The sequence below is a fragment of the Pseudomonas fluorescens genome (assembly GCF_003732425.1).
In the GTDB taxonomy this organism is placed as follows: domain Bacteria; phylum Pseudomonadota; class Gammaproteobacteria; order Pseudomonadales; family Pseudomonadaceae; genus Aquipseudomonas; species Aquipseudomonas fluorescens_BE.
Genome location: NZ_MOBX01000014.1, coordinates 612,963 through 633,118, shown reverse-complemented (window position 1 = coordinate 633,118; position 20,156 = coordinate 612,963). Strand labels below are relative to the sequence as shown.

20 protein-coding genes and 1 pseudogene are annotated in these 20,156 nt (G+C 59.8%); 10 read left to right on the top strand and 11 right to left on the bottom strand.

The window, feature by feature from the left end; translation table 11 throughout:
• Window positions 1-90 precede the first annotated feature (90 nt).
• The 3 genes from BK670_RS20065 (at window position 91) to BK670_RS20055 (ending at window position 3,175) form a co-directional block, all read left to right on the top strand.
• Window positions 91-690, top strand: coding sequence for a short chain dehydrogenase (locus BK670_RS20065; protein WP_123452265.1), 600 nt, complete (start codon window positions 91-93; stop codon window positions 688-690).
• 120 nt (window positions 691-810) lie between these two features.
• Window positions 811-1,464, top strand: a complete 654-nt coding sequence (locus tag BK670_RS20060) for a COG3650 family protein (protein ID WP_123452263.1) — start codon at window positions 811-813, stop codon at window positions 1,462-1,464.
• 97 nt (window positions 1,465-1,561) lie between these two features.
• Window positions 1,562-3,175 (top strand): NAD(P)/FAD-dependent oxidoreductase, encoded by a 1,614-nt coding sequence (locus BK670_RS20055; RefSeq protein ID WP_123452261.1) that lies wholly within the window; start codon window positions 1,562-1,564, stop codon window positions 3,173-3,175.
• Between the two features lie 153 nt (window positions 3,176-3,328).
• On the opposite strand, the gene BK670_RS20050 is transcribed toward BK670_RS20055, so the two are convergent.
• A complete protein-coding gene (locus BK670_RS20050) occupies window positions 3,329-4,423 on the bottom strand; it encodes a PLP-dependent cysteine synthase family protein (protein ID WP_123452259.1) in 1,095 nt (364 codons plus the stop codon).
• A gap of 250 nt (window positions 4,424-4,673) precedes the next feature.
• Here BK670_RS20050 and nhaA point away from each other — a divergent pair, with 250 nt between their 5' ends.
• The 3 genes from nhaA (at window position 4,674) to BK670_RS20030 (ending at window position 7,568) form a co-directional block, all read left to right on the top strand.
• Complete coding sequence (gene nhaA, locus BK670_RS20045; RefSeq protein ID WP_123452257.1) at window positions 4,674-5,864, top strand: Na+/H+ antiporter NhaA; 1,191 nt, start codon at window positions 4,674-4,676, stop codon at window positions 5,862-5,864.
• Window positions 5,865-6,100: 236 nt separating this feature from the next.
• Window positions 6,101-7,306 (top strand): S-type pyocin domain-containing protein, encoded by a 1,206-nt coding sequence (locus BK670_RS20035; protein WP_123452255.1) that lies wholly within the window; start codon window positions 6,101-6,103, stop codon window positions 7,304-7,306.
• Between the two features lie 10 nt (window positions 7,307-7,316).
• Window positions 7,317-7,568 (top strand): pyocin S6 family toxin immunity protein, encoded by a 252-nt coding sequence (locus BK670_RS20030; protein ID WP_123452253.1) that lies wholly within the window; start codon window positions 7,317-7,319, stop codon window positions 7,566-7,568.
• Window positions 7,569-7,635: 67 nt separating this feature from the next.
• On the opposite strand, the pseudogene BK670_RS29995 reads toward BK670_RS20030, so the two are convergent.
• Window positions 7,636-7,755: pseudogene (locus BK670_RS29995) on the bottom strand (hypothetical protein); the annotation flags it as partial.
• A gap of 34 nt (window positions 7,756-7,789) precedes the next feature.
• Here BK670_RS29995 and BK670_RS30305 point away from each other — a divergent pair.
• A complete protein-coding gene (locus tag BK670_RS30305) occupies window positions 7,790-8,293 on the top strand; it encodes a colicin E3-like toxin immunity protein (protein WP_404942487.1) in 504 nt (167 codons plus the stop codon).
• 9 nt (window positions 8,294-8,302) lie between these two features.
• Complete coding sequence (locus BK670_RS20015) at window positions 8,303-8,536, top strand: DUF7683 domain-containing protein (RefSeq protein WP_123452251.1); 234 nt, start codon at window positions 8,303-8,305, stop codon at window positions 8,534-8,536.
• A gap of 65 nt (window positions 8,537-8,601) precedes the next feature.
• Here BK670_RS20015 and BK670_RS20010 read toward each other — a convergent pair whose 3' ends face one another.
• Window positions 8,602-9,066 carry an outer membrane lipoprotein gene (locus BK670_RS20010; protein ID WP_007969461.1) on the bottom strand — a complete coding sequence of 155 codons (465 nt, stop codon included), beginning with the start codon at window positions 9,064-9,066 and terminating at the stop codon, window positions 8,602-8,604.
• Between the two features lie 168 nt (window positions 9,067-9,234).
• Here BK670_RS20010 and BK670_RS20005 point away from each other — a divergent pair, with 168 nt between their 5' ends.
• A complete protein-coding gene (locus tag BK670_RS20005) occupies window positions 9,235-9,471 on the top strand; it encodes a hypothetical protein (RefSeq protein WP_095119201.1) in 237 nt (78 codons plus the stop codon).
• Between the two features lie 5 nt (window positions 9,472-9,476).
• Here the strand turns inward: BK670_RS20005 and pdxH are convergent, their stop codons facing one another.
• The 5 genes from pdxH to dinG form a co-directional block, all read right to left on the bottom strand.
• A complete protein-coding gene (gene pdxH, locus BK670_RS20000; RefSeq protein ID WP_123452249.1) occupies window positions 9,477-10,124 on the bottom strand; it encodes a pyridoxamine 5'-phosphate oxidase in 648 nt (215 codons plus the stop codon).
• A 24-nt stretch (window positions 10,125-10,148) separates the two neighbouring features.
• Window positions 10,149-11,255 (bottom strand): OmpA family protein, encoded by a 1,107-nt coding sequence (locus BK670_RS19995; protein ID WP_123452247.1) that lies wholly within the window; start codon window positions 11,253-11,255, stop codon window positions 10,149-10,151.
• Window positions 11,256-11,368: 113 nt separating this feature from the next.
• Window positions 11,369-12,514: a serine hydrolase domain-containing protein gene (locus BK670_RS19990; protein WP_123452245.1), complete on the bottom strand. Its 1,146-nt coding sequence runs from the start codon at window positions 12,512-12,514 to the stop codon at window positions 11,369-11,371.
• 191 nt (window positions 12,515-12,705) lie between these two features.
• The gene (locus BK670_RS19985; RefSeq protein ID WP_123452243.1) at window positions 12,706-15,186 is read right to left on the bottom strand and encodes a beta-galactosidase; all 2,481 of its coding nucleotides are present in this window, start codon (window positions 15,184-15,186) and stop codon (window positions 12,706-12,708) included.
• A 95-nt stretch (window positions 15,187-15,281) separates the two neighbouring features.
• Window positions 15,282-17,426: an ATP-dependent DNA helicase DinG gene (dinG, locus tag BK670_RS19980; protein ID WP_007918588.1), complete on the bottom strand. Its 2,145-nt coding sequence runs from the start codon at window positions 17,424-17,426 to the stop codon at window positions 15,282-15,284.
• A 99-nt stretch (window positions 17,427-17,525) separates the two neighbouring features.
• Between dinG and BK670_RS19975 the strand changes: the two genes are divergently transcribed.
• Window positions 17,526-17,990: a CopD family protein gene (locus BK670_RS19975; protein WP_123452241.1), complete on the top strand. Its 465-nt coding sequence runs from the start codon at window positions 17,526-17,528 to the stop codon at window positions 17,988-17,990.
• Window positions 17,991-18,209: 219 nt separating this feature from the next.
• Here the strand turns inward: BK670_RS19975 and BK670_RS19970 are convergent, their stop codons facing one another.
• From BK670_RS19970 to BK670_RS19960, 3 genes are all read right to left on the bottom strand, one after another.
• Window positions 18,210-18,968, bottom strand: coding sequence for a hypothetical protein (locus BK670_RS19970; RefSeq protein ID WP_102902680.1), 759 nt, complete (start codon window positions 18,966-18,968; stop codon window positions 18,210-18,212).
• Entirely contained in the window at window positions 18,961-19,242 is a 282-nt protein-coding gene (locus tag BK670_RS19965) for a DUF1145 domain-containing protein (RefSeq protein ID WP_123452239.1), read from the bottom strand. Before BK670_RS19965 ends, BK670_RS19970 begins: the two co-directional genes overlap by 8 nt.
• Window positions 19,243-19,405: 163 nt before the next feature.
• Window positions 19,406-20,128, bottom strand: a complete 723-nt coding sequence (locus BK670_RS19960) for a PA1041 family peptidoglycan-binding anchor lipoprotein (RefSeq protein ID WP_123452237.1) — start codon at window positions 20,126-20,128, stop codon at window positions 19,406-19,408.
• Between the last annotated feature and the right edge of the window lie 28 nt (window positions 20,129-20,156).

Here is a 20,156-nt window from a genome sequence, read left to right as displayed (position 1 = left end):
TGAAAACCAAAGGTTGCCTATTAGCGCGCTTATCCGCAGAAAAAACCACTCTAGACTGAAACCTCGTCCAATCACTTGAGGTACAGCACGATGAAGATTCTGTTGATAGGCGCTGGCGGCACCATCGGCTCGGCGGTGGACAAAGAACTGTCGCAACGCCACGAAGTCATTCGCATTGGCCGCACCAGCGGTGACTTGCAGGTGGATATCAGCGACAGCGCATCGATCCGCAAACTGTTCGAACAGACCGGCAAGTTCGATGCGCTGGTGTGCGCTGCGGGCAACGTGACCTTCGCACCGCTGAATGAAATGACTGAAGACAGCTTCGCCCTCGGTCTCAAAGACAAGCTGATGGGCCAGGTCAATCTGCTGCTGATCGGCCGCGAATTCGCCAACGATGGCGCCTCGTTCACCTTCACCACCGGCGTACTCAGTCATGATCCGATTCGCAGCGGCGCCTCGGCAGCGCTGGTCAACGGCGCCCTCGACAGCTTTGTCCGCGCCGCCGCCATCGAACTGCCACGCGGTATGCGAGTGAACTCAATCAGCCCGACCGTGCTGCTCGAAGCCATGGGCAGCTACGCCCCGTATTTCCGCGGCTACAAGCCGGTTCCTGCGGCGGATGTAGCGTTGGCCTACGCGAAAAGTGTTGAAGGCCTGCAGACAGGTCAGACATTTCACGTCGGATAAGATCAAAAGATCGCAGCCTGCGGCAGCTCGCGTTACCTGTAGGAGCTGCCGCAGGCTGCGATCTTTTGCATTTGCCTGACAGGCTGCGTAACGTGGCGGCACTTGTCTGGAGAGCCGAAGATGCGTGTTGCCCGTTCGTTAGTCCTTGTTGCCCTGCTGCCGTTGTTTGCCGCCTGCCAATTGCTCGATGGCCAGCGAGAAAGTGCCTCGCATGTCGGGCAAACCCGGATGCAAGGGCAACTGACCGCTGCCGACGGCAAGCTGGTGTTCCAGCCGTGTCAGGAGCAGCGTCAACTGGTGGTCAATGACATCGGCGGCACCAGCATTCTGCAAGAAGCGGCGACCCTCGCTGATGAGCAAGGCAAACTGTTTGCCGATGTTCGTGGCAAAGTCGCCGGCGATCGACTTGACCTGACTCAGTTGTACCGCGTCGAGCGCTCGGGCACGGCTTGCGATGATCCCAACTTCAAACAACTGATCCTGCGCGCGGCCGGCCATGGCCCGGAATGGAATATCAAAGTCAGCGGCAAAGGCATGGTCATCGATCGTGCAGGCCAGCCGCCTCTCGCCGTGCCGTATGTTGAAGAACAACTGGGCGACGGCCGTTTCAACCTGAGCAGTGAAGCCAACAACCAGCGCATCGAGTTGTGGGTCGCGCCGCAGCGCTGCGTCGACAGCAGCACCGGCAGCGTGCAGCACATGAGCGCCGAACTGCGCATCGACGGCCAGGCGCAGCGCGGTTGCGGGTATTTCGGCGGATCGCGCAACGACTGAGCGTTTTAGCCTCACCGGATCCGGCCTTTGCGGCTTATAATCGCGGCCTTCAAACGCCCTGGCGCAGTTGTGCGCCCCGCGAACCCGGATCCTCGCCATGTTACGAATCACTGAACTCAAGCTGCCAATCGACCATCCCGAAGAAGACCTGCGCGTTGCCATCGTGCAACGTCTGGGCATCGCCAGCGATGATCTGCTCGATTTCACCTTGTTCAAGCGCAGCTACGACGCGCGCAAAAAGTCCTCCGAACTGTGCTTCATCTACACCATCGATCTCGAAGTGCGCGACGAGGCCAAAGTGTTGGGCAAGTTCGCCGACGACCGTAACGTCAACGTGGCGCCGGATGTCAGCTACAAATTCGTCGGCGAAGCGCCAAGCGACCTGAGCCAGCGCCCGATCGTTGTCGGTTTCGGCCCGTGCGGGATCTTCGCCGGCCTGCTGCTGGCACAGATGGGCTTCAAGCCGATCATTCTCGAACGCGGCACCGAAGTCCGTCAGCGTACCAAGGACACTTGGGGCCTGTGGCGTAAAAGCGTACTCAACCCCGAGTCCAACGTGCAGTTCGGCGAAGGTGGCGCGGGCACGTTCTCCGACGGCAAGCTGTACAGCCAGATCAAGGACCCGAAATTCCTTGGCCGCAAAGTCCTGCACGAGTTCGTCAAGGCCGGCGCACCGGAAGAAATCCTCTACGTCAGCAAACCGCACATCGGTACGTTCCGCCTGACCGGCATGGTTGAAAACATGCGCGAGCAGATCCGTGATCTTGGCGGCGAAGTGCGCTTCCAGGAACGCGTCAGCGACGTGCTGATCCAAGACGGCCAACTGGTCGGTGTACAACTGGCCAGCGGCGAAACCCTGCATTCGAAACACGTGGTTCTGGCCCTCGGCCACAGCGCCCGCGACACCTTCCGCATGCTCCACAGCCGTGGCGTGTTCATGGAAGCCAAGCCATTCTCGGTGGGTTTCCGTATCGAGCACCCGCAATCGCTGATCGACCGTGCGCGCCTGGGCAAGTACGCCGGCCACCCGAAACTCGGTGCCGCCGACTACAAACTGGTGCACCACGCCAAGAACGGCCGTTCGGTCTACAGCTTCTGCATGTGCCCGGGCGGCACCGTGGTTGCGGCGACCTCCGAGCCGAACCGCGTGGTCACCAACGGCATGAGCCAGTACTCGCGTAACGAGCGCAATGCCAACTCCGGTATCGTCGTCGGCATCACCCCGGAAGTCGATTACCCGGGCGGCCCGCTGGCCGGGATCGAGTTGCAGGAGCGTCTGGAATCCCACGCGTTCATCCTCGGCGGCAGTGATTACAAGGCACCGGCGCAACTGGTCGGCGACTTCATCAACGACATTCCTTCGACCGAACTGGGCGAAGTCGAGCCGTCGTACAAACCGGGGGTGGCGCTGGGTGATCTGGCCTTGGCTCTGCCGGACTTTGCCATTGAGGCGATCCGTGAAGCACTGCCGGCGTTCGAGAAGCAGATTCGCGGCTACTCGCTGCACGACGCGGTGTTGACCGGAATCGAGACACGCACTTCGTCGCCGCTGCGCATCACCCGTAACGAGTCGTTGCAGAGCATGAACGTGAAGGGCTTGTTCCCGGCCGGTGAAGGCGCGGGCTATGCGGGCGGGATTCTGTCGGCGGGTGTTGACGGGATTCGTATTGCTGAAGCTGTGGCGCGGGACATTCTTGGCCTCGAAGCCTGATCAGCATTAGCTGACCCAACACAAAACCCTGTGGGAGCGAGCGTGCTCGCGAAGGCGGTATTTCAGACAACGATGATGTTGAATGAGATGACGCCTTCGCGAGCAGGTCGAATCGTCGCACCGTCGCTCCCACATTGGTTTCTGTATTTGGCTTCAGATATTGGCGCGCAGGACTGAGTCAGGCAGCGGCTCACCGCGCTCGGCACTCGCCGTCACCGCTTCGATCAACCCTGCCAACTCATACCCTTGGGCCTTCAACCAATCCTGATCGTAATAAGTGTCGGCATACCGCTCGCCGCCATCGCATAGAATTGCCACGATCGATCCCGACTCCCCCGCTGCTTTCATCTGCTGCGCCGCCATCAGGGCGCCGATCAGATTGGTTCCGCTCGACCCACCGACATGCCGCCCCAGGCGCTGCGCCAGATAATGCATGGCCGCCAGCGAGAGGGCATCCGGGACCTTGACCATCGCATCGATCACCTTGGGCAGGAACGACGCCTCAACGCGCGGCCGGCCAATGCCTTCAATGCGCGAGCCGCAATCCAGGCGCAAACCGGCGTCGCCCGTCTGGTAGTAATCAAAGAACACCGAACGCTCGGCATCGGCGCACAACACGCGGGTGCAATGCTGGCGATAGCGCACGTAACGGCCCAGGGTCGCGGTGGTGCCGCCGGTGCCGGGGCTGGAGATCAGCCAGCTCGGTTCCGGGTGTTTCTCGTAACGCATCTGCTGGAAGATCGACTCGGCGATGTTGTTGTTCGCGCGCCAGTCAGTGGCACGTTCGGCGTAGGTGAACTGGTCGATGAAGTGGCCGCCATGCTCACGGGCCAGGCGCTCGGATTCGGCGTAGATCTGCGTCGGATCTTTCACCAGATGGCTCTGGCCACCGTAGAACGCAATCTGCGCGATCTTCTCTTTGGAGGTGGTCGCCGGCATCACCGCAATGAATGGCAATCCGAGCATCCGCGCAAAGTACGCCTCGGAAATGGCCGTCGAACCGCTGGACGCCTCGATCACCGGTGCGCCGGGTTTCAGCCAGCCATTACACAATGCATAGAGGAACAGCGAGCGCGCCAACCGATGTTTGAGACTGCCGGTCGGATGGCTGGACTCATCCTTGAAGTACAACTCGATGCCCGTAAAACCCGGCAGCGGCAAAGGGATCAGGTGGGTGTCGGCGCTGCGCTGGAAATCCGCTTCGATGATGCGGATGGCTTCGCGGGCCCACTGTCGGTTGTCGCTCATGGTGATGGTTCTCGTTGATTCGGCAGGAGATGAAGCTGTTCGAAAGGCTCAATCATCAGCTTAGGAAAAATCCTATAGCGCGCACAGATACAGCTGAGTCTCAATATGTCAGGCAACTGCTAGGCTCAGCGTGGCTTGAGCCAGACACTCTGTAACGACATATAACAAAAAAGAATATAACTTTTGTTTTAACAACTAACAGTACGGGTTAGGGTGTCCCACCTTTTGACTTAATCGATGGAGAGCGACCTTGCCTCTGCGTAGCACTTTCACGCGTTTCTTTCAGTTGGAAGCTGCCAGCGGTCTGTTATTGATCGCCGCGGCCATCCTGGCTCTGATTATCAACAACTCGCCACTGTCGTGGCTGTATACCGGCCTGCTCGACACTCCAGTGGTGGCGCAGATCGGTGCGTTGAAAATCGCTAAACCCCTGCTGCTCTGGATCAACGACGGTCTGATGGCGATGTTCTTCCTGCTCATCGGCCTGGAAGTGAAGCGCGAAGTCCTCGACGGTCAGCTGTCGAAACCGTCGCAGATCGTCCTGCCCGGTGCGGCAGCGATCGGCGGCATGCTGGTGCCAGCGCTGATCTACTGGTTCCTCAACCGCGACAATCCGGCAGCCCTCGACGGCTGGGCGATCCCGACCGCGACCGACATCGCCTTCGCCCTCGGCGTGCTGGCTCTGCTCGGCAAGCGCGTACCGGTGTCGCTGAAGTTGTTCCTGATGACCCTGGCGATCATTGATGACCTCGGCGCCATCGTGATCATCGCCATCTTCTACTCCGGCGAACTGTCGACTCTTTCGCTGGGTCTGGCGGCAGCGTGCATCGCGGCGCTGGTGGCGATGAATCGCTTGGGCGTGGTCAAGCTCGGGCCTTACATGATCATCGGTTTGATTCTGTGGGTCTGTGTACTCAAGAGCGGTGTCCACGCGACACTGGCCGGTGTGACTCTGGCCTTCTGCATCCCGCTGCGCACGAAAAATGCCGAGCCGTCGCCGTTGCTAACCCTGGAACATGCGCTGCACCCGTGGGTGGCCTACGGCATTCTGCCGCTGTTTGCCTTTGCCAACGCCGGGTTGTCGCTGAGCGGCGTCACCGTCGAAAGCTTCACCCATCACGTGCCGATGGGCATTGCGGTGGGCCTGCTGCTGGGCAAGACCGTCGGTGTTTTCGGCCTGACATGGCTGGCCGTGAAGATCGGCATCGCCACCCTGCCCCAAGGCGCCAACTGGGGTCAGGTGTTGGGCGTGGCCATTCTGTGCGGCATCGGCTTCACCATGAGCCTGTTTGTCGGTTCGCTGGCCTTTGAGCCGGGTGTAAGCGACTACGCCGGGATGGACCGGATGGGCATTTTGACGGGGTCGATTCTGGCAGCGTTGATTGGTTATGCGGTGACGGCGGCGGCGAGTCGCCGGAATACAGCATTGTCTGCCTCATAGAACGATTGTGGCGAGGGAGCTTGCTCCCGCTGGACTGCGCAGCAGGCCCATCCTTTGAGGGAGCTGCGCGCCCCAGCGGGAGCAAGCTCCCTCGCCACAAATTTCCTGCGTCCTGTTACACGGCGAACAATCCCCACGTCTTTAGCGACGCGTCCTACAGCCACTATTTTCCTGCTTCGTTAACGTTGCGCAGCCCTTTGCGAAGGGCTGTCGACGGATGAACGAAAGGACGATCAGTGGCTGGCAACAAGGACATTCCCCGGGTTCCCAACCCACCTCAAGGCGACGGGCACCACGTCACTTACCGCTACATGACGGCCACGGAACTGGCCGAACGCGACGCCAGACAAAACGCTTACGACGCCATGCTGGCGCGGCAGGAGGCTTTCGAGCGCAGCCGTGAGGTGGCGGTCAAAAAGACTGAGCCCGTTCGTGCTGGCTGCGTATTCGCCAAGTCCTACAAATTGCCGGATGCGATTATCGATTACTCCAATTCTTCGGGAATGGTGCCGACTGACAGCCTGAAGGATTACGGCGAGCTGATTCTGTTGGGTGCGCGTGAGGCTGATGAGAGTGGCTTGCTGAGCCTGCAAACCATCAGCGGCAACGCTGTCGCACTTGGCGTTGGCCAAGTTGCTCTGCGCACGCCCACCATCGCAGTTCCAGTCCAGGGTGCCGCTGCGGTCATCGGTGCAACGGGGGCAGCTTTGCTCACCGGGCTTGTTGCAATTTTTTGGACGCCCACACTCGGCGACAGCGCTCTCTATACCGAAGAACAACTGCGTAGCCTCAAACAGGCCCGAACTCGCGTGCGCCTGCGGGTGGAGCAGCAGACCGACGGCAGTCTGATGGGCTACGGCTTTTACACCGGCAAGAATCGCGATTGGGAAATGGTTGATGTCGTGCAGTTCAGCGCGCGAGGCAGTCAGTTTATTGCGGATCTTGGTGAGGGCGTCGAACTGATCTGGACGCCTGCTGTGGACGGCTCCGACATCCTCGGTATTCCGGCGCTGGAGGCTGCACCGCAAGCGCCGCATATCTGGGTGTATCCGCCGACGAAAGCGGCGGACGGGATTCTGGTGAATCCGGTTTATCCTCCAGAGTATCGGGATTTTATTTTGGTTTTTCCGGCGCATTCTGGGATTCGGCCGGTTTACATCGTTTTAAGCCGGGCTCGCGACCATGTTTACTACGGCCACCCAAAGACACTACCGGCCTTCCCTGACGCAGTTAGAGTAAAGTCGAAATCATCGGTCAAAGGTGGCGGAAAGCAGCGAGCACGGTGGGTAGATCGCAAAGGTCGAATCTATGAATGGGATTACAAAAGTAACGCTGTGGAAAAATACGACAAATTGGGAACAACTCATTTGGGCGAATTCAATCACCTGACGGGTGAACAAACCGGGCCTGCAGTACCGGACAGAAAAACCTCCAGAAATTAAGGATTGATACATGCGCTACCTTTCGATAACCGGTTTTTATCCTGATGACGCTCAAGATAACTCTTTGCAGTTCGAGTTGGATATCACCGGAAGCGAGTTAAATGAAAAAGTCGCTCAGCTCATCGAGTCCAAGCCCCTCAGCGAACTGGAACCTGGGGAGTTGTTACTGAGCGCACATCAAGTAGCAGCGCTGGAAACCCTTCTAAACGTTAACTTTCCGAAGGGTTTAGAATTTTTTATGGGCACATGTGCTGATTACTGATTTGAAGTAAAAAAGACAACCCTGACCAGTAACTTTATCGGGGTTATTTTTTATCGCTCGTTCCCGCTTAGTGCGAAATTCGGCTGGTTCCGCCAACGGCGGGAAAGCGCACGTGCTCGCCAACGCGGAACACTTTATTTTCCTGAACCTGCTGCACATAGGCAAGCATGCTGCCGTCGTCTTCACGGAACATACCTATCACCCAGCTTCTGAAACGGTAGATATCCCAGCCTTTCCTGATTTTAGAAGAGCAAAAAAGAAACCTCCATACAACGGAGGGGCATCGGGATCGCTGGAAGGATGCAAAAGGCAGGAGAACTTACGAGTGGGACTCGATGCACGGAGAGTTGGAGGTTTGCCGAGCAAGTGACGGAACTCACCTAGGCGCGTTTGACCCTTTTACAGGAGAGCGAAGCGAGGACCCGAAAGATGAAAGAAGCATCAGAAAAAAAATACTTGTGAGGTTGATGATGGGATTAAAACTGAGGCTGGAGTGGTACGACAAGCAAAACCATCTATGCGAGGGCGAAGAGTATTCTAAGGATTTAGGCGATGATGAAACCGTTTTGAATGCTTTGGGTATACCTGTGGAAAACAACATAAACAATGGCGGTTTCAATGTTCTCGAAGAGTGGATTCGAGTCATTCAGCCGTACTTTCAACATAGCATCGTCTTCAAAATTTACGATTATCAGTTCTCTTTTGACTACAGCGATGTCTGGTGACGGTCTCTTATGATTTATAGGATTGAAGCATTCGATAGGAAAACAGAGGTTCTCGTTTTTGAAGAGGAATTACCTCCAGGATTTGACGAGAATCTGGCAGCCATCATGAGCTGGTCTTCCAAGCAGCAGGGCTGGGAGGGTTACGACCTCTCAAATGATCAGCTTGCCTCATTGGAGAAGCTGATCGGGAAGAATGTCTTCGATCCGAAGTACACCTTCCAACTGACGTGTAATGGACGTTGAAACACGATAAAGAAAAACCCCGACCAGTCACCTGATCGGGGTTTTCTTTTACCGCTCGTTCCCGCTTAGTGCGAAACGCGGCTGGTCCCGCCAACGGTGGAGATGCGCACGCGCTCGCCAACGCGGAACACTTCGTTCTCCTGAACCTGCTGCACATAGGCACGCATGCTGCCGTCGTCTTCACGCACGGTGATTTCCACACCCTGGGTACGGGTCAGACCTTCTTCTGTCGCCGAACCGATCAGACCACCCGCCACCGCACCGATAACCGCGGCAACGATGCTGCCCTTGCCGCCGCCGATGGCGCTACCGCCGACGCCGCCGACCACTGCGCCTGCAGCGCCGCCGATTGGGGTCTTGGTACCTTCGATTTTCACCGGGCGCAGGGATTCGATGGTGCCCATGCGAATCGTCTGCACACGACGCGCTTCGTCACGGGAGTAGGAGTCACCGGTCAGGCTCGATTGGCAGCCGGTAAGCAACATCGCCATCGTGGAAAAGGAAGCAACCAGCAGAACAGACTTACGCATAGCATCAACTCCAAAGGAACATATATTCATTAAACTCCGTGGCTTGACGCCTGTCACGACGCAGCCCGGATAAATTGGCTTTCATTCAGGCGCGGTACAGACGCCTGCAAGGTTTCCCAACAGTAGCGCCAAATTAGCGATTCTGCGCCACCGACACCAAGGATTTTCATGGATTACTTCATCATCGTCGTCACCACAGCCGCCGGTCTGTACTTCCATTGGTGGTTGTACGTGCGGATCAAACGCTGGATGGATCGCGACCTGGCGTTGTCGCTGGCGGGCAAGGATGAAGGCAAACGCGCCTTCATGCTCGAACAGTTGGCGAACGCTCAGGCGCAGAAGATCAAGCGCCGGGATCTGCCGAAGTGGCTGGAGGCCGCTGCGGCAGGCTATCCCGCTCGGTAGACTGCTTAAGGTGCCAGACGTTCAAGAATCCAGTCGGCGCCCTGCAAACGGTAGTTGAGGCGATCGTGCAGACGGCTCGGACGGCCCTGCCAGAATTCGATGCGCTCTGGCAGCAAGCGGTAACCACCCCAATGTTCCGGGCAGTCGGGTTGCGTGTCGGAGAAACGCTGCTCGGTGGCCTTGAGCAAATCTTCCAGCTCACCGCGCCCGTTGATCACCCGGCTCTGCGGTGAAGCCCAGGCACCGAGGCGGCTGCCCAAGGGGCGAACTTGGTAATACGCATCGGATTCTTCAGGCGTGACCTTCACCACCCGTCCTTCGATGCGCACCTGACGCTCCAGGGTTGGCCAGAAAAAGGTCATGGCGGCAAACGGATTAGCCGCCAGATGCTGGCCCTTGGCACTGTCGTAATTGGTGAAAAAGGTGAAACCCTGCTCGTCCAGGCCCTTGAGCAGCAGAATGCGGCAATGCGGTCGCCCATCCTTGTCGACTGTAGCCAGGGTCATGGCATTGGCTTCCACCGGTACCTGTTCGGTTTTCACCGCGTCGGCAAACCACTGGTGAAACAACGCAAACGGTTCGGCCGGGGCTTGCGCCTCGGTCAGACCATCCCGGGTGTAATCACGACGCATATCTGCCAGAGCCTGGGTCATGGCGCATTCCTTTTCGTTAGCGGATTACTTCTTGGTGGTATCAGTCGCGGCGACTTTCTTGTCGGTCGCGGCGGCTTTGGCTGGAGCAGTCTTTTTCGCTGGAGCCTTGGCCGGAGCCTTTTTAGCCGGGGCCTTGGCAGCCGCTTTTTTCGCTGGAGCCTTCTTGGTCGCCGGAACAGCGGCTTTTTTCGCAGCCGGGGCCGGGGTTGCCGGTTTGACGGCGGGCTTGGCGTCTTGCGCGGCGACCATGGTCACGGGCTTCGGTGCAGGCATGTTGTACTTGCTCAGCAAGGCAACCATGGTGTTCTGCGGGGTCACCAGCAGTTCGACGCGGCGGTTCAGGGCTCGACCTTCAACGCTGTCGTTGGCGGCACGCGGCGCTTCCGAACCCATACCGCGCAGCATCAGGCGATCACGCTGCAAACCACTGAGGCGGAAGATCGCGGCAACGGCCTGGGCGCGTTCCTGGCTCAGCTTGATGTTGGCTGGCGCTGCGCCAGTGGTATCGCTGTGACCGAGTACCAGCACGGCGGTTTTCGGGTCGGCTTCGAGGATTTTCGCCACACGGGTGAACGGGCCGAGGGTGACCGGCAGCAGCATGGCTGGACGATCCGGGTTGAACGAGCCTTCCACCGGTGCGGTGACAACCAGCACGTTTTCACGGCGTTCGAGTTGCAGATTGCTGTCCTTGACCGCTTCACGCAGGCGCGGTTCGTAGTCGTCGAGCCAGGCCTGGGTCACTTTCGGATCCGGCATCGGCACGGCTTTGGTGGTGGGTTGATCCTTGCCGCCGAACGGCCACCACCATTTACCACCCGCATCCGCTTCAGCTTTGGCCACGGTTACCGGCTTTTTCGCTTCGGGGGCGACCTCAGCCTTCATGTCGGCCTTGGCCACTTCATCATCGGAACCGAACGGCCAGTACCACGGGCTGCTGCTTTCGGTCTTGGCCACGGGCGCCGTGGCGGCGGGTTTCAGCGGGGCTGGGGCCGGAGACGGCTCCTTGGCCGCGACTTTGTCGGAAGAGCCGAACGGCCACCAGCTACCGCCGTCCGCATCGTTTTTCGGGGTCTGTGCACAACCGGTGATCGCTACACACAGGGCCAGGGCGAGAGTCTTTTTAGATGACATTGAAAATCCACAAAATGAAGTAATGAAAAATCAGAGCACTTTCGCCCGGATAAACAGTCGCTTTGAATCGAAAATCCAGTCGAGGTTCCGGCCCTGGAACCTCGAGTGATGTTTTACAGACAAGTGGCAAGCACCCGCGCGAGCTTCTGCGCGCGCGGATCCATCAAGACGTATGGCCCAAGGGTATTTGTCACAAAACCGAACGCCACATCATGTTCAGGGTCAGCAAAACCGATGGAACCACCCGCGCCCGGATGACCGAACGCCCGTGCGCCGAGGCCGTAGGTGGCGTTGGGCACATCCGGTTGATCAAGCATGCAGCCCAGACCGAAACGGGTGCGGGTCAGCAAGGTCTTGTCTTCGCCGAGGCTGTGTTCGCGGGTCAGCTCTTCGAGCATGTCGCTTTCGAGCAGGCTGCCGTCGAGCAGACCGGCGTAAAAACCAGCCAGGCTGCGCGCGTTGCCGTGGCCGTTGGCGGCAGGCTGTTGCATACGGCGCCATTCCGGCTTGTTGGTACTGGTGAGCACCGAGGGCGGATTGGTGAAAGCACGGGTGGTCATCGCGGTCGGTTCGCGCATGGTCACTTGCAGCAGACGTTGTGCGGCAGCATCACCGGCGTTGCCCTTGCCGCGAGCGATGTGCGCCACACGGTGGAACTCTTCGTCAGCCAGACCCACATGGAAATCCAGGCCCAACGGCTTGGCGACACGGGCGACGATCGATTCACCCGGCCCGCGGCCGTCGGCACGGCGCAGCAATTCGCCGACCAGCCAACCGTAAGTGATCGCGGCATAGCCGTGACCGGTGCCCGGCGTCCACCACGGTGTTTCAGCCGCGAGGGCGTCGACCATGGTTTGCCAGTCGTAGAGGGCTTCCGGCGCCAGCAGCTCACGCAGGGCTGGCAGACCGGCCTGATGGCAAAGCAATTGGCGCAGGGTGATGGATTCTTTGCCGGCGGCGGCGAATTCCGGCCAGTAGCGGGCGACCGGTACATCCAGTTGCAACTTGCCTTCGGCGACCAGTTGCAGAGCGGTGACGGCGGTGAAGGTTTTGGTGCAGGAGAACAGGTTGGCGATGGTGTCGCTGTGCCAGGCCTCAGCGCCATCCTTGTCGGCGGTACCGGACCAGAGGTCGAGAACAGTTTCTCCACCGACCTGAATGCACAGGGCTGCGCCGCGTTCCTGGGGATCGTCGAACAGTGCGGCAAAGGCTTCGCGCACCGCTTCGAATTGAAGCTCGTAATGTCCCTGAATCTGCACCCGCAACTCCCCCGCGAAAACGCTCTACAAAGTGGCCCGCATTGTTCCAGCCCTAGAGGGATTTGGGAACAGCTGCGGGCCAGACGGTTAAAAGCCAAGTCAAAAGATCGCAGCCTGCGGCAGCTCCTACATGAGATCGCGTTCCTCTGTAGGAGCTGCCGCAGGCTGCGATCTTTTTAAAGCATCACACGTTAATGACCATTCCCCGAATGCCCACCGGCATGCCCTGCCCCCGGCCCTTTACCGGCCTCGCCTTTGCGCCCGCCCTCAGCCTCATGCCCCGCCGCTGCGGCGGCTTTCTCAGCCTCTTTGCCCAACTGATCAATCGCCTGCAAATTGCTCTTGCGCACCGACTCGACAAAGCCCTGATACGGCAGATCCGTCACCCCGACCAGCCCGAAATGACCGTTCTCGCCATCCAGTAAACGCCCGGTCACCGGCTGATCCAGATACTGAAACCAATGCACGCCGACAATTGATGGCTCACTCAAGGCTTGCTTGAGGAAGTTGGCATACGCCGGGCCGCGATCTTCTTCTTTGGCCAGTTGCGTCACGCCGCCCCAGAACGGGCCACGATCCGCTGAGCCGAAGTTGAACTCGGTGATCAACACCGGTTTGTCCAAGGCGCCCAGCGCGGCAAAGTCGTAACCGTCCTGGGGTTTCAGCGTGTACATGTTGAAGCTCAGCACATCGCAATACTGCGCGCAGGAGGCCACGGCTTCCGGCGTGCTGATGGCGAAACGGCCGCCGAGCAGCAACTGGTTCGGCGCGTGCCATTTCAGTGAGTCGGAGATGGTTTTGAAATACGTGTCGGCGAAGACCTTCTGGAAGTATTTGAAGTCCGCCTCGATTTCCGGATGCTCGGGGTTCGGCAGCGGTGGCACAAAACCCGGATCCTCCATCAACTCCCACGCCGGCAGATCAATGCCCCATGCCTTCGACAGCCCCGCCTGATTGCGGTACTTGTCGCGCAACTGCTTGAGGAACGCACGTTTGGCCGGCACGTCGGTGGTCATTTTCAGCGTGCCGTAAGCCAAGGCGTAGCGGGATTTCGGATCATCGCCGGGACCGGCCCAGGCCAGTTCATTGTCGGCGTAGTAGCCGATCAGCCATGGATCATCACGGTGATCGCGGGCAGCGATGGCGACGGCGCGCTCGGTGGCCATGGCGAAACGCGGATCGAACGGATCCGGCATGCCGCCCCACCAGTCGCTGCCGGTGCTGATGCTGGTGTAGTCGCCGACGATCGACAACGGCAAGGTGTACGGCACCCGCTCGGCATCACTTAGCGAGTCGGCACTCCAGTTGCCGACCGTGTTGAAGCCCCAGGCTTGCAGGCGATCGAGCGTGTGGCTGGTCCACTGCTGCTCATCGATAGTGGCCTTGCACGGCTCGACAGCCTGCTGTGTCGTCGCTTGTACGGTTTCAGTCTTGGCCGCTTCAGCGACGCCAGACTTCGGCTCGACAGGCACAGAGGCAGGCTCTGCGGCTTTCACCGCGGCCGTTTCAGCAGCTGCCGACTGGGCCGCTTCGGCTACCCCGGATTTGCTCTCACTGTCGGCTTTGCACGGCTCACCGTACACGCGTTGCAGGTTGGCGCCGTAGAAGTCGTACCAGCGCCCATTGCCATAACCCCGGCCCTGATCAACGCCATTACCGCCACGGTTGTCACCTTCGCCAAAATGTCTGGCCAAGGGTTCATCAGGTTTAGGCAGGGATTCGAACATGTACTCACGACCCGCCACGTAGGTCTGGTTGACCTGCGGGCTGACGGTGTTCACCCCCAGCGAGTAAAACGGGTGACCTTCAGGCGTGACCAGATACCAGCGGCCATCGCGCTTCTCGGTGCGGAAGAACCCGCTGGCCTTGAAGGCCGGGCCTTTGCTCCAGCCACCGAACTTGTCCAGCGCGGACTTCTCGCGCTCGGCCAGCCAGGTTTTCAGCTGTTGCTGTTCCTTGGCGGCGGCGGATTTCAGTTGTTCGTCGTTGCTGATCTTTTCCGGCCACTTGCTGCGGGTTGATTGCCCGTAGGCGTCGACCAGGTTGCCGTAAACGGCCTGGGTGACCGAATCGCCGTCCTGCACACCGAAGCGTTCGAGCAGCAAGCTCTGCGCGACCTTCGGCTGATCCATCGACAGGCTCACCGAAACCACTTGGCTACGGTCGATCTCACCGCTGCTGCTGGCCAACAGGATCCGTTGACCATCAACCGTCATCGGCATCGGCGGCCCGGCTTTCATGCCTTGACTCAGCGGTGTCGACGCGACGAGCGGTACCAACAAGGTTTGTGCAGGCCCGGCCGGCAGGTCGACGCGGCTGACCAGGGTGCGGCCGTCGTTGCTCTGGATCTGTACGTAGACCGTCACCGCCCAGTCCATTGCGCTCTGCAAACGCAACGTCATCAAGCCCGACTGCGACCAGTCCCAGGCGCCGGCCTGTGGCGTCAAGCGCAAGGTCGGGCGGGCGACCGGGTTGAAGGTCACCCGGCGCAGCACTTCGCCCTCAGGCGTTTGCTCGGCGTTGGCTTGCGGCAGATCAGCGTTTTCTGTGGCGATTTTCACCACGTCGGCAGGACGGACAAAGTTGAACAGAGTCTGCTGACCGGCGGGCGCTGCCAGCAACGGGGCAGCGAAGATCAAGGCAAAAACAGCGGGCAACGAACGGCGGATCATAAGAACGGAGTTCTCCCTAACGACCAATAATGGCCAATGGAAAAGCGATGGCAGAGAGATAGACAACACGGCGGGCAAAACTGCCCACCGTTGTCTCAGGATATTTCACGACGGAAAGGTGGCAACGCATTGAGGATCGCCTTGCCATAGCGCTGGGTGACCAGACGCCGATCAAGCAAAGTGATGGTGCCGCGGTCTTCTTCGGTACGCAGCAGTCGCCCGCAGGCCTGAACCAGCTTCAGCGAAGCATCGGGCACGGAGATTTCCATGAACGGATTGCCGCCACGGGCCTCGATCCATTCCGACAGCGCCGCTTCGACCGGATCATCCGGCACCGAGAACGGGATCTTGGCGATCACCACGTGCTCGCAGTAGGCACCCGGCAAGTCGACCCCTTCGGCGAAACTGGCGAGACCGAACAGCACGCTGGAATCACCGCCATCGACCCGCGCCTTGTGCTTGTTCAGGGTCTCCTGTTTCGACAGGTTGCCTTGAATGAACACTTGCTTGCGCCAGTCGCGATCGAGACCGTCGAACACGTCCTGCATCTGTTTGCGCGAAGAGAACAGCACCAGCGTGCCGCGCGAGCCTTCGACCAGATCCGGCAATTCACGAATGATCGCCGCCGTATGAGCAGCGGCATCGCGCGGGTCGGCTTTCAGATCCGGTACCCGCAGCACGCCGGCATCGGCGTGATGGAACGGGCTCGGCACCACGGCGGTGACGGCTTTTTTCGGCAGGCCGGCACGCATGCGGAAACGGTCGAACGTGCCCAGCGCCGTCAGGGTCGCCGAGGTCACCAGACAGCCGTACGCCACGTTCCACAGGCTGCGGCGCAAGGTTTCCGCTGCCAGAATCGGGCTGGCGTTGACCTCGATGTCAAACAGCGAACCGCTTTCGGCCAATGTCAGCCAACGCGCCATCGGCGGGCTGTCTTCCGGGTCTTCGGCGGTGAATGCGGTCCACAGTTCCCAATTGCCGGAGGCGCGGGACAACAGGCTGCCGAACAGCGGGTACCACTCTTCGGCCTGATTGCTGGCGATGCCGATGTTGACCTCGCCGTCCATGCCTTCCTTGAGCAGGTCAGTCAGGCGCGTGAACAGATCGTTGAGACGGGCAAAGCCCTTTTTCAGCTCGATGCCCATTTCGCGCATGTGTTCGGGAATCACCCCGGCGACGAAACGATGGCGCGGGCGCTCACGGCCCTCGACGTCTTCGCCGGGTTTGAAATCGGCGACCTGCTCGCAGGCGCTGAACATGAATTGTTGCTGGGCCTTGATCTCGCGCGCCAGCTCCGGCACTTGTTCGATCAATTTGCCAAGATCGCCCGGCAGCGGATGCTGGGCCAGCAGTTTGGTCAGGTTCTTCGCGGTGGTTTCCAGCCAGTCGGCGGTGGAACGCAGGCGGGTGTAATGGGCGAAGTGGCCGATGGCCTTGTCCGGCAGGTGGTGGCCTTCGTCGAACACATAAATGGTGTCGCGCGGATCCGGCAGTACCGCGCCGCCGCCCAGCGCCAGGTCAGCCAGGACCATGTCGTGGTTGGTGACGATCACGTCGACCTTGCCCATGCCTTCGCGGGCCTTGTAAAAGGCACACTGGCCGAAGTTCGGGCAATGACGGTTGGTGCACTGGCTGTGGTCGGTGGTCAGGCGCGCCCAGTCAGCGTCTTCCAGCGCATTCGGCCAGCTGTCGCGGTCGCCGTCCCATTTATTGCCGGCGAGCTTTTCGATCATGCTGGTGAACAGCTTCTGACTGGCCTCATCGACCTCGATCTTGAAGCCTTCTTCTTCGAACAACTGCGCCGTAGCGGTTTGCGCGTGGCCTTCCTGCAAAAGCATGTCGAGCTTGGACAGGCACATGTAGCGGCCACGGCCCTTGGCCAGGGCAAAGCTGAAGTTCAGCCCGCTGTTGCGCATCAGGTCGGGCAAATCCTTGTAGACAATCTGCTCTTGCAGGGCCACGGTCGCGGTGGCGATCACCAAGCGCTTGCCGGCCAGTTTCGCGGTGGGGATCGCGGCCAGGCTGTAGGCGACTGTCTTGCCGGTACCGGTGCCGGCTTCCACCGCAACAATTGCGGGGTCGCCACTGCGCCGGCCTTCGTCGTCGGTGTCGATATCCCCGAGGACTTTGGCGATTTCAGCGATCATCAGGCGCTGGCCGTAACGCGGCTTGAGGCTCTTGGCCTCTAGAAAACGCGAATAGGCGCCCTGGATCGTGGTTTTGAGTTCAGTGCTGATCATGGATTGTCGGGCGCAAAAAACGCTGGATAAATTTTCAGTGGTTTCGGATGGCGGCTATCATACCCCGCTAATTAATCCCGCGCAGAACGGAGTGCCCCAATGACACCTTTTAGCCTCGTTTACCCCCTGCATGTCCTGTCCGCTTTAGTCTGGGTCGGCGGCATGTTTTTCGCCTGGATGGTCCTGCGCCCGGCGGCTGTGAAGGCCCTCGACGGCCCTGCCCGCCTGACCTTGTGGGTGGAAGTGTTTCAAGGTTTTTTCCGCTGGGTGTGGGTCGCGGTGATCCTGTTGCCGATCAGCGGCGTGGGCATGTTGCATTTGCAACAGGTCGGCTTTGAGACCGCGCCGAAGTATGTGCAGGTGATGATGGGCTTGTATGTGGTGATGACGGCGCTGTTTATCCGCATTCAGGGGTTGATGCTGCCTGAGCTGCGTAAAGCGGTGGAAGCAAAGGACTGGCCGGCGGGTGCGGCGGTGCTGGGGCGAATTCGCCGGGTGGTGGGGCTTAATCTGATTGTCGGGTTGGTGTTGGTGGCGATTGCGGCGGCTCGGCCGTTATTCTGAAGATAGGGGCAAAGATCAAAAGCCCCTCACCCTAGCCCTCTCCCAGAGGGAGAGGGAACTGAATGGGGGATATTTGAGGGATACGCCGACCTGAACGATTGGCTCTGAATCCATAATCGACTCGGAATTTCAGGTCGATGTATAACGCCAGACATCTCGGTCGGCCCCCTCTCCCTCCGGGAGAGGGCTGGGCGGGCGGCGTTCCGATGAGGGAAAGCTTTACAGGCGCTGCACAGTCACCGCACCCGCCGCCCCCACTGGCCCAGGCTGACCATCAGCCCCGGCCTTGCCGTTCTTGCCGCCATCGGCGCGGTACACCAGGCAGCCCTTGGACTTGCCGCCCTTCCCTGCTTTGCCGCCAACACCCGCCGGGCCACCGTTGCCACCCGCCACATTGACCTTGATCAGCTCAGCCGGAAATTCACGCGGTACTTCCAGCCGCACCAGCGCACCCGGTGCGCCCGGTTGGCCGTCACTGCCGTTACTGCCATCAAAACCATGCCCGGCCGAGCCATAGGTACAGCCCGGGTCTTCACCATTCCCGCCATCGAGGCCGACAAAACCCGGCGCACCGGTGCCGCCACGGGCATCGACCAACAGTTGCGGCGCGTTCAACGCCTTGAATTGCAGATTCAGATTGCGCCCCGCACGGGCAGCTTTTTCATAAGTCCCCGGCGCCCCGCGCGCGGTGATCTGGCTGCCTTCGCTCAGTTCGGCGCGGGCCACTTTCAATTCCAGCGCTTGTTCAGCCGGAACGATCGCAATGCGCGCTTCATGGCCAAGACGCAACTCGCCCACGGTCAGCTCGGTCACGTTGGCGGGAATCAGCAAGGTGCCGTAATCAGCCACATCCAGACGTTCGAGTTGCAAGGTGCTAGTGGTGTTGGGCAAACGCATCAGGGAATTGGTTTCGACGCTGACCACTTGGGCGCAGGCCAATGGGCTGATGAATGCAGCGAGCAAGCAGAGTTTACGCATGGGAAGAAGCCTCCGGAGCGGCCGGGGCCGGGATGGTTTGCAGGTGGAATACGCCGAACAGCAGGATGCGGCCACGATCGCGCCAAGGGTGCGGGCGACCTTTGAGGCTGCGATTGCACAGCAGGACTTCGAGCAGATGGATCAGCAACAACAGACCGCCGGCCAGATTGACCAGCAGATGCAACGGATGTACGAACGGCACCAGTTGATTGGCCAGCACCACGCAGCAGAACAGCAGGGTCAACAACCGCCCCAGCCCCCAGAACACTTTCATACGCTCCCCCGTGTTGCAAATTATTCTTTGGGCGCACAGTAACGGCTTCTGCGGGGGATAAGCCAGAGGGGGAAATGAAAAAACACCGATCGCCTGCCAAATGGCTGCCGAAACGACGCTGATCGTCGCCCGGCAGCTCTAGTCTGCGCCCTACAGACGCTTCCTATCGGTTGATATGCAACTCCACACGACGGTTCTGCGCGCGACCTTCATCGCTGGCGTTATCGGCAACCGGTTCGCTTTCACCGCGCCCTTCACTGGTGAGTTTGTCCGGCGCCAGCCCCTGGCTCAGCAAATACGCGGCGACACTGCTCGCACGCCGTTCCGACAAGGCCTGGTTGTACGCATCCGAACCTTTGCTGTCGGTATGACCGATGACCTTGATGCTCACCACGTCGGCATTGCGCAGTTTATCCATCAGCGTATCGAGCTGGGCTTTCGCCGCCGGGGTCAGGTCAGATTTGTCGAAATCGAACAGCACGTTGCCGGCATCACTGAGGGTAATGACTTCAGTTTGCGGCGCAGGCTCCGGCACTTTTTCCGTGACCGGGTACTGTGGCAGCGGGCAACCACGGTGATCGACCGGGGTATTTTCCGGGGTGTCCGGGCAACGGTCGCGGCGGTCGAATACGCCGTCGTCGTCTTCATCGCCGTCCTGGGCGTAACAGATCAGTCCGCCAGTAAGAATCCCCAGCGCTGCGCCGCCACCGGCCCAGCCGCCACTTTCGAGGGCGCCGAGACCGCCACCGACCAGCCCGCCGATAAGGCTGCAGATCGGCCACGTACGTTGATTGAGGGGTGCAGTGCCATCGCTGTGGGTGGCGCAACCGGTGAGCAAGCTGCCTAGCAGCAGCACCGGCAAGACGGACCTTGAGAAAACAGTCATTGTGAAAGCTCCTGTGTCACCGGCCCAT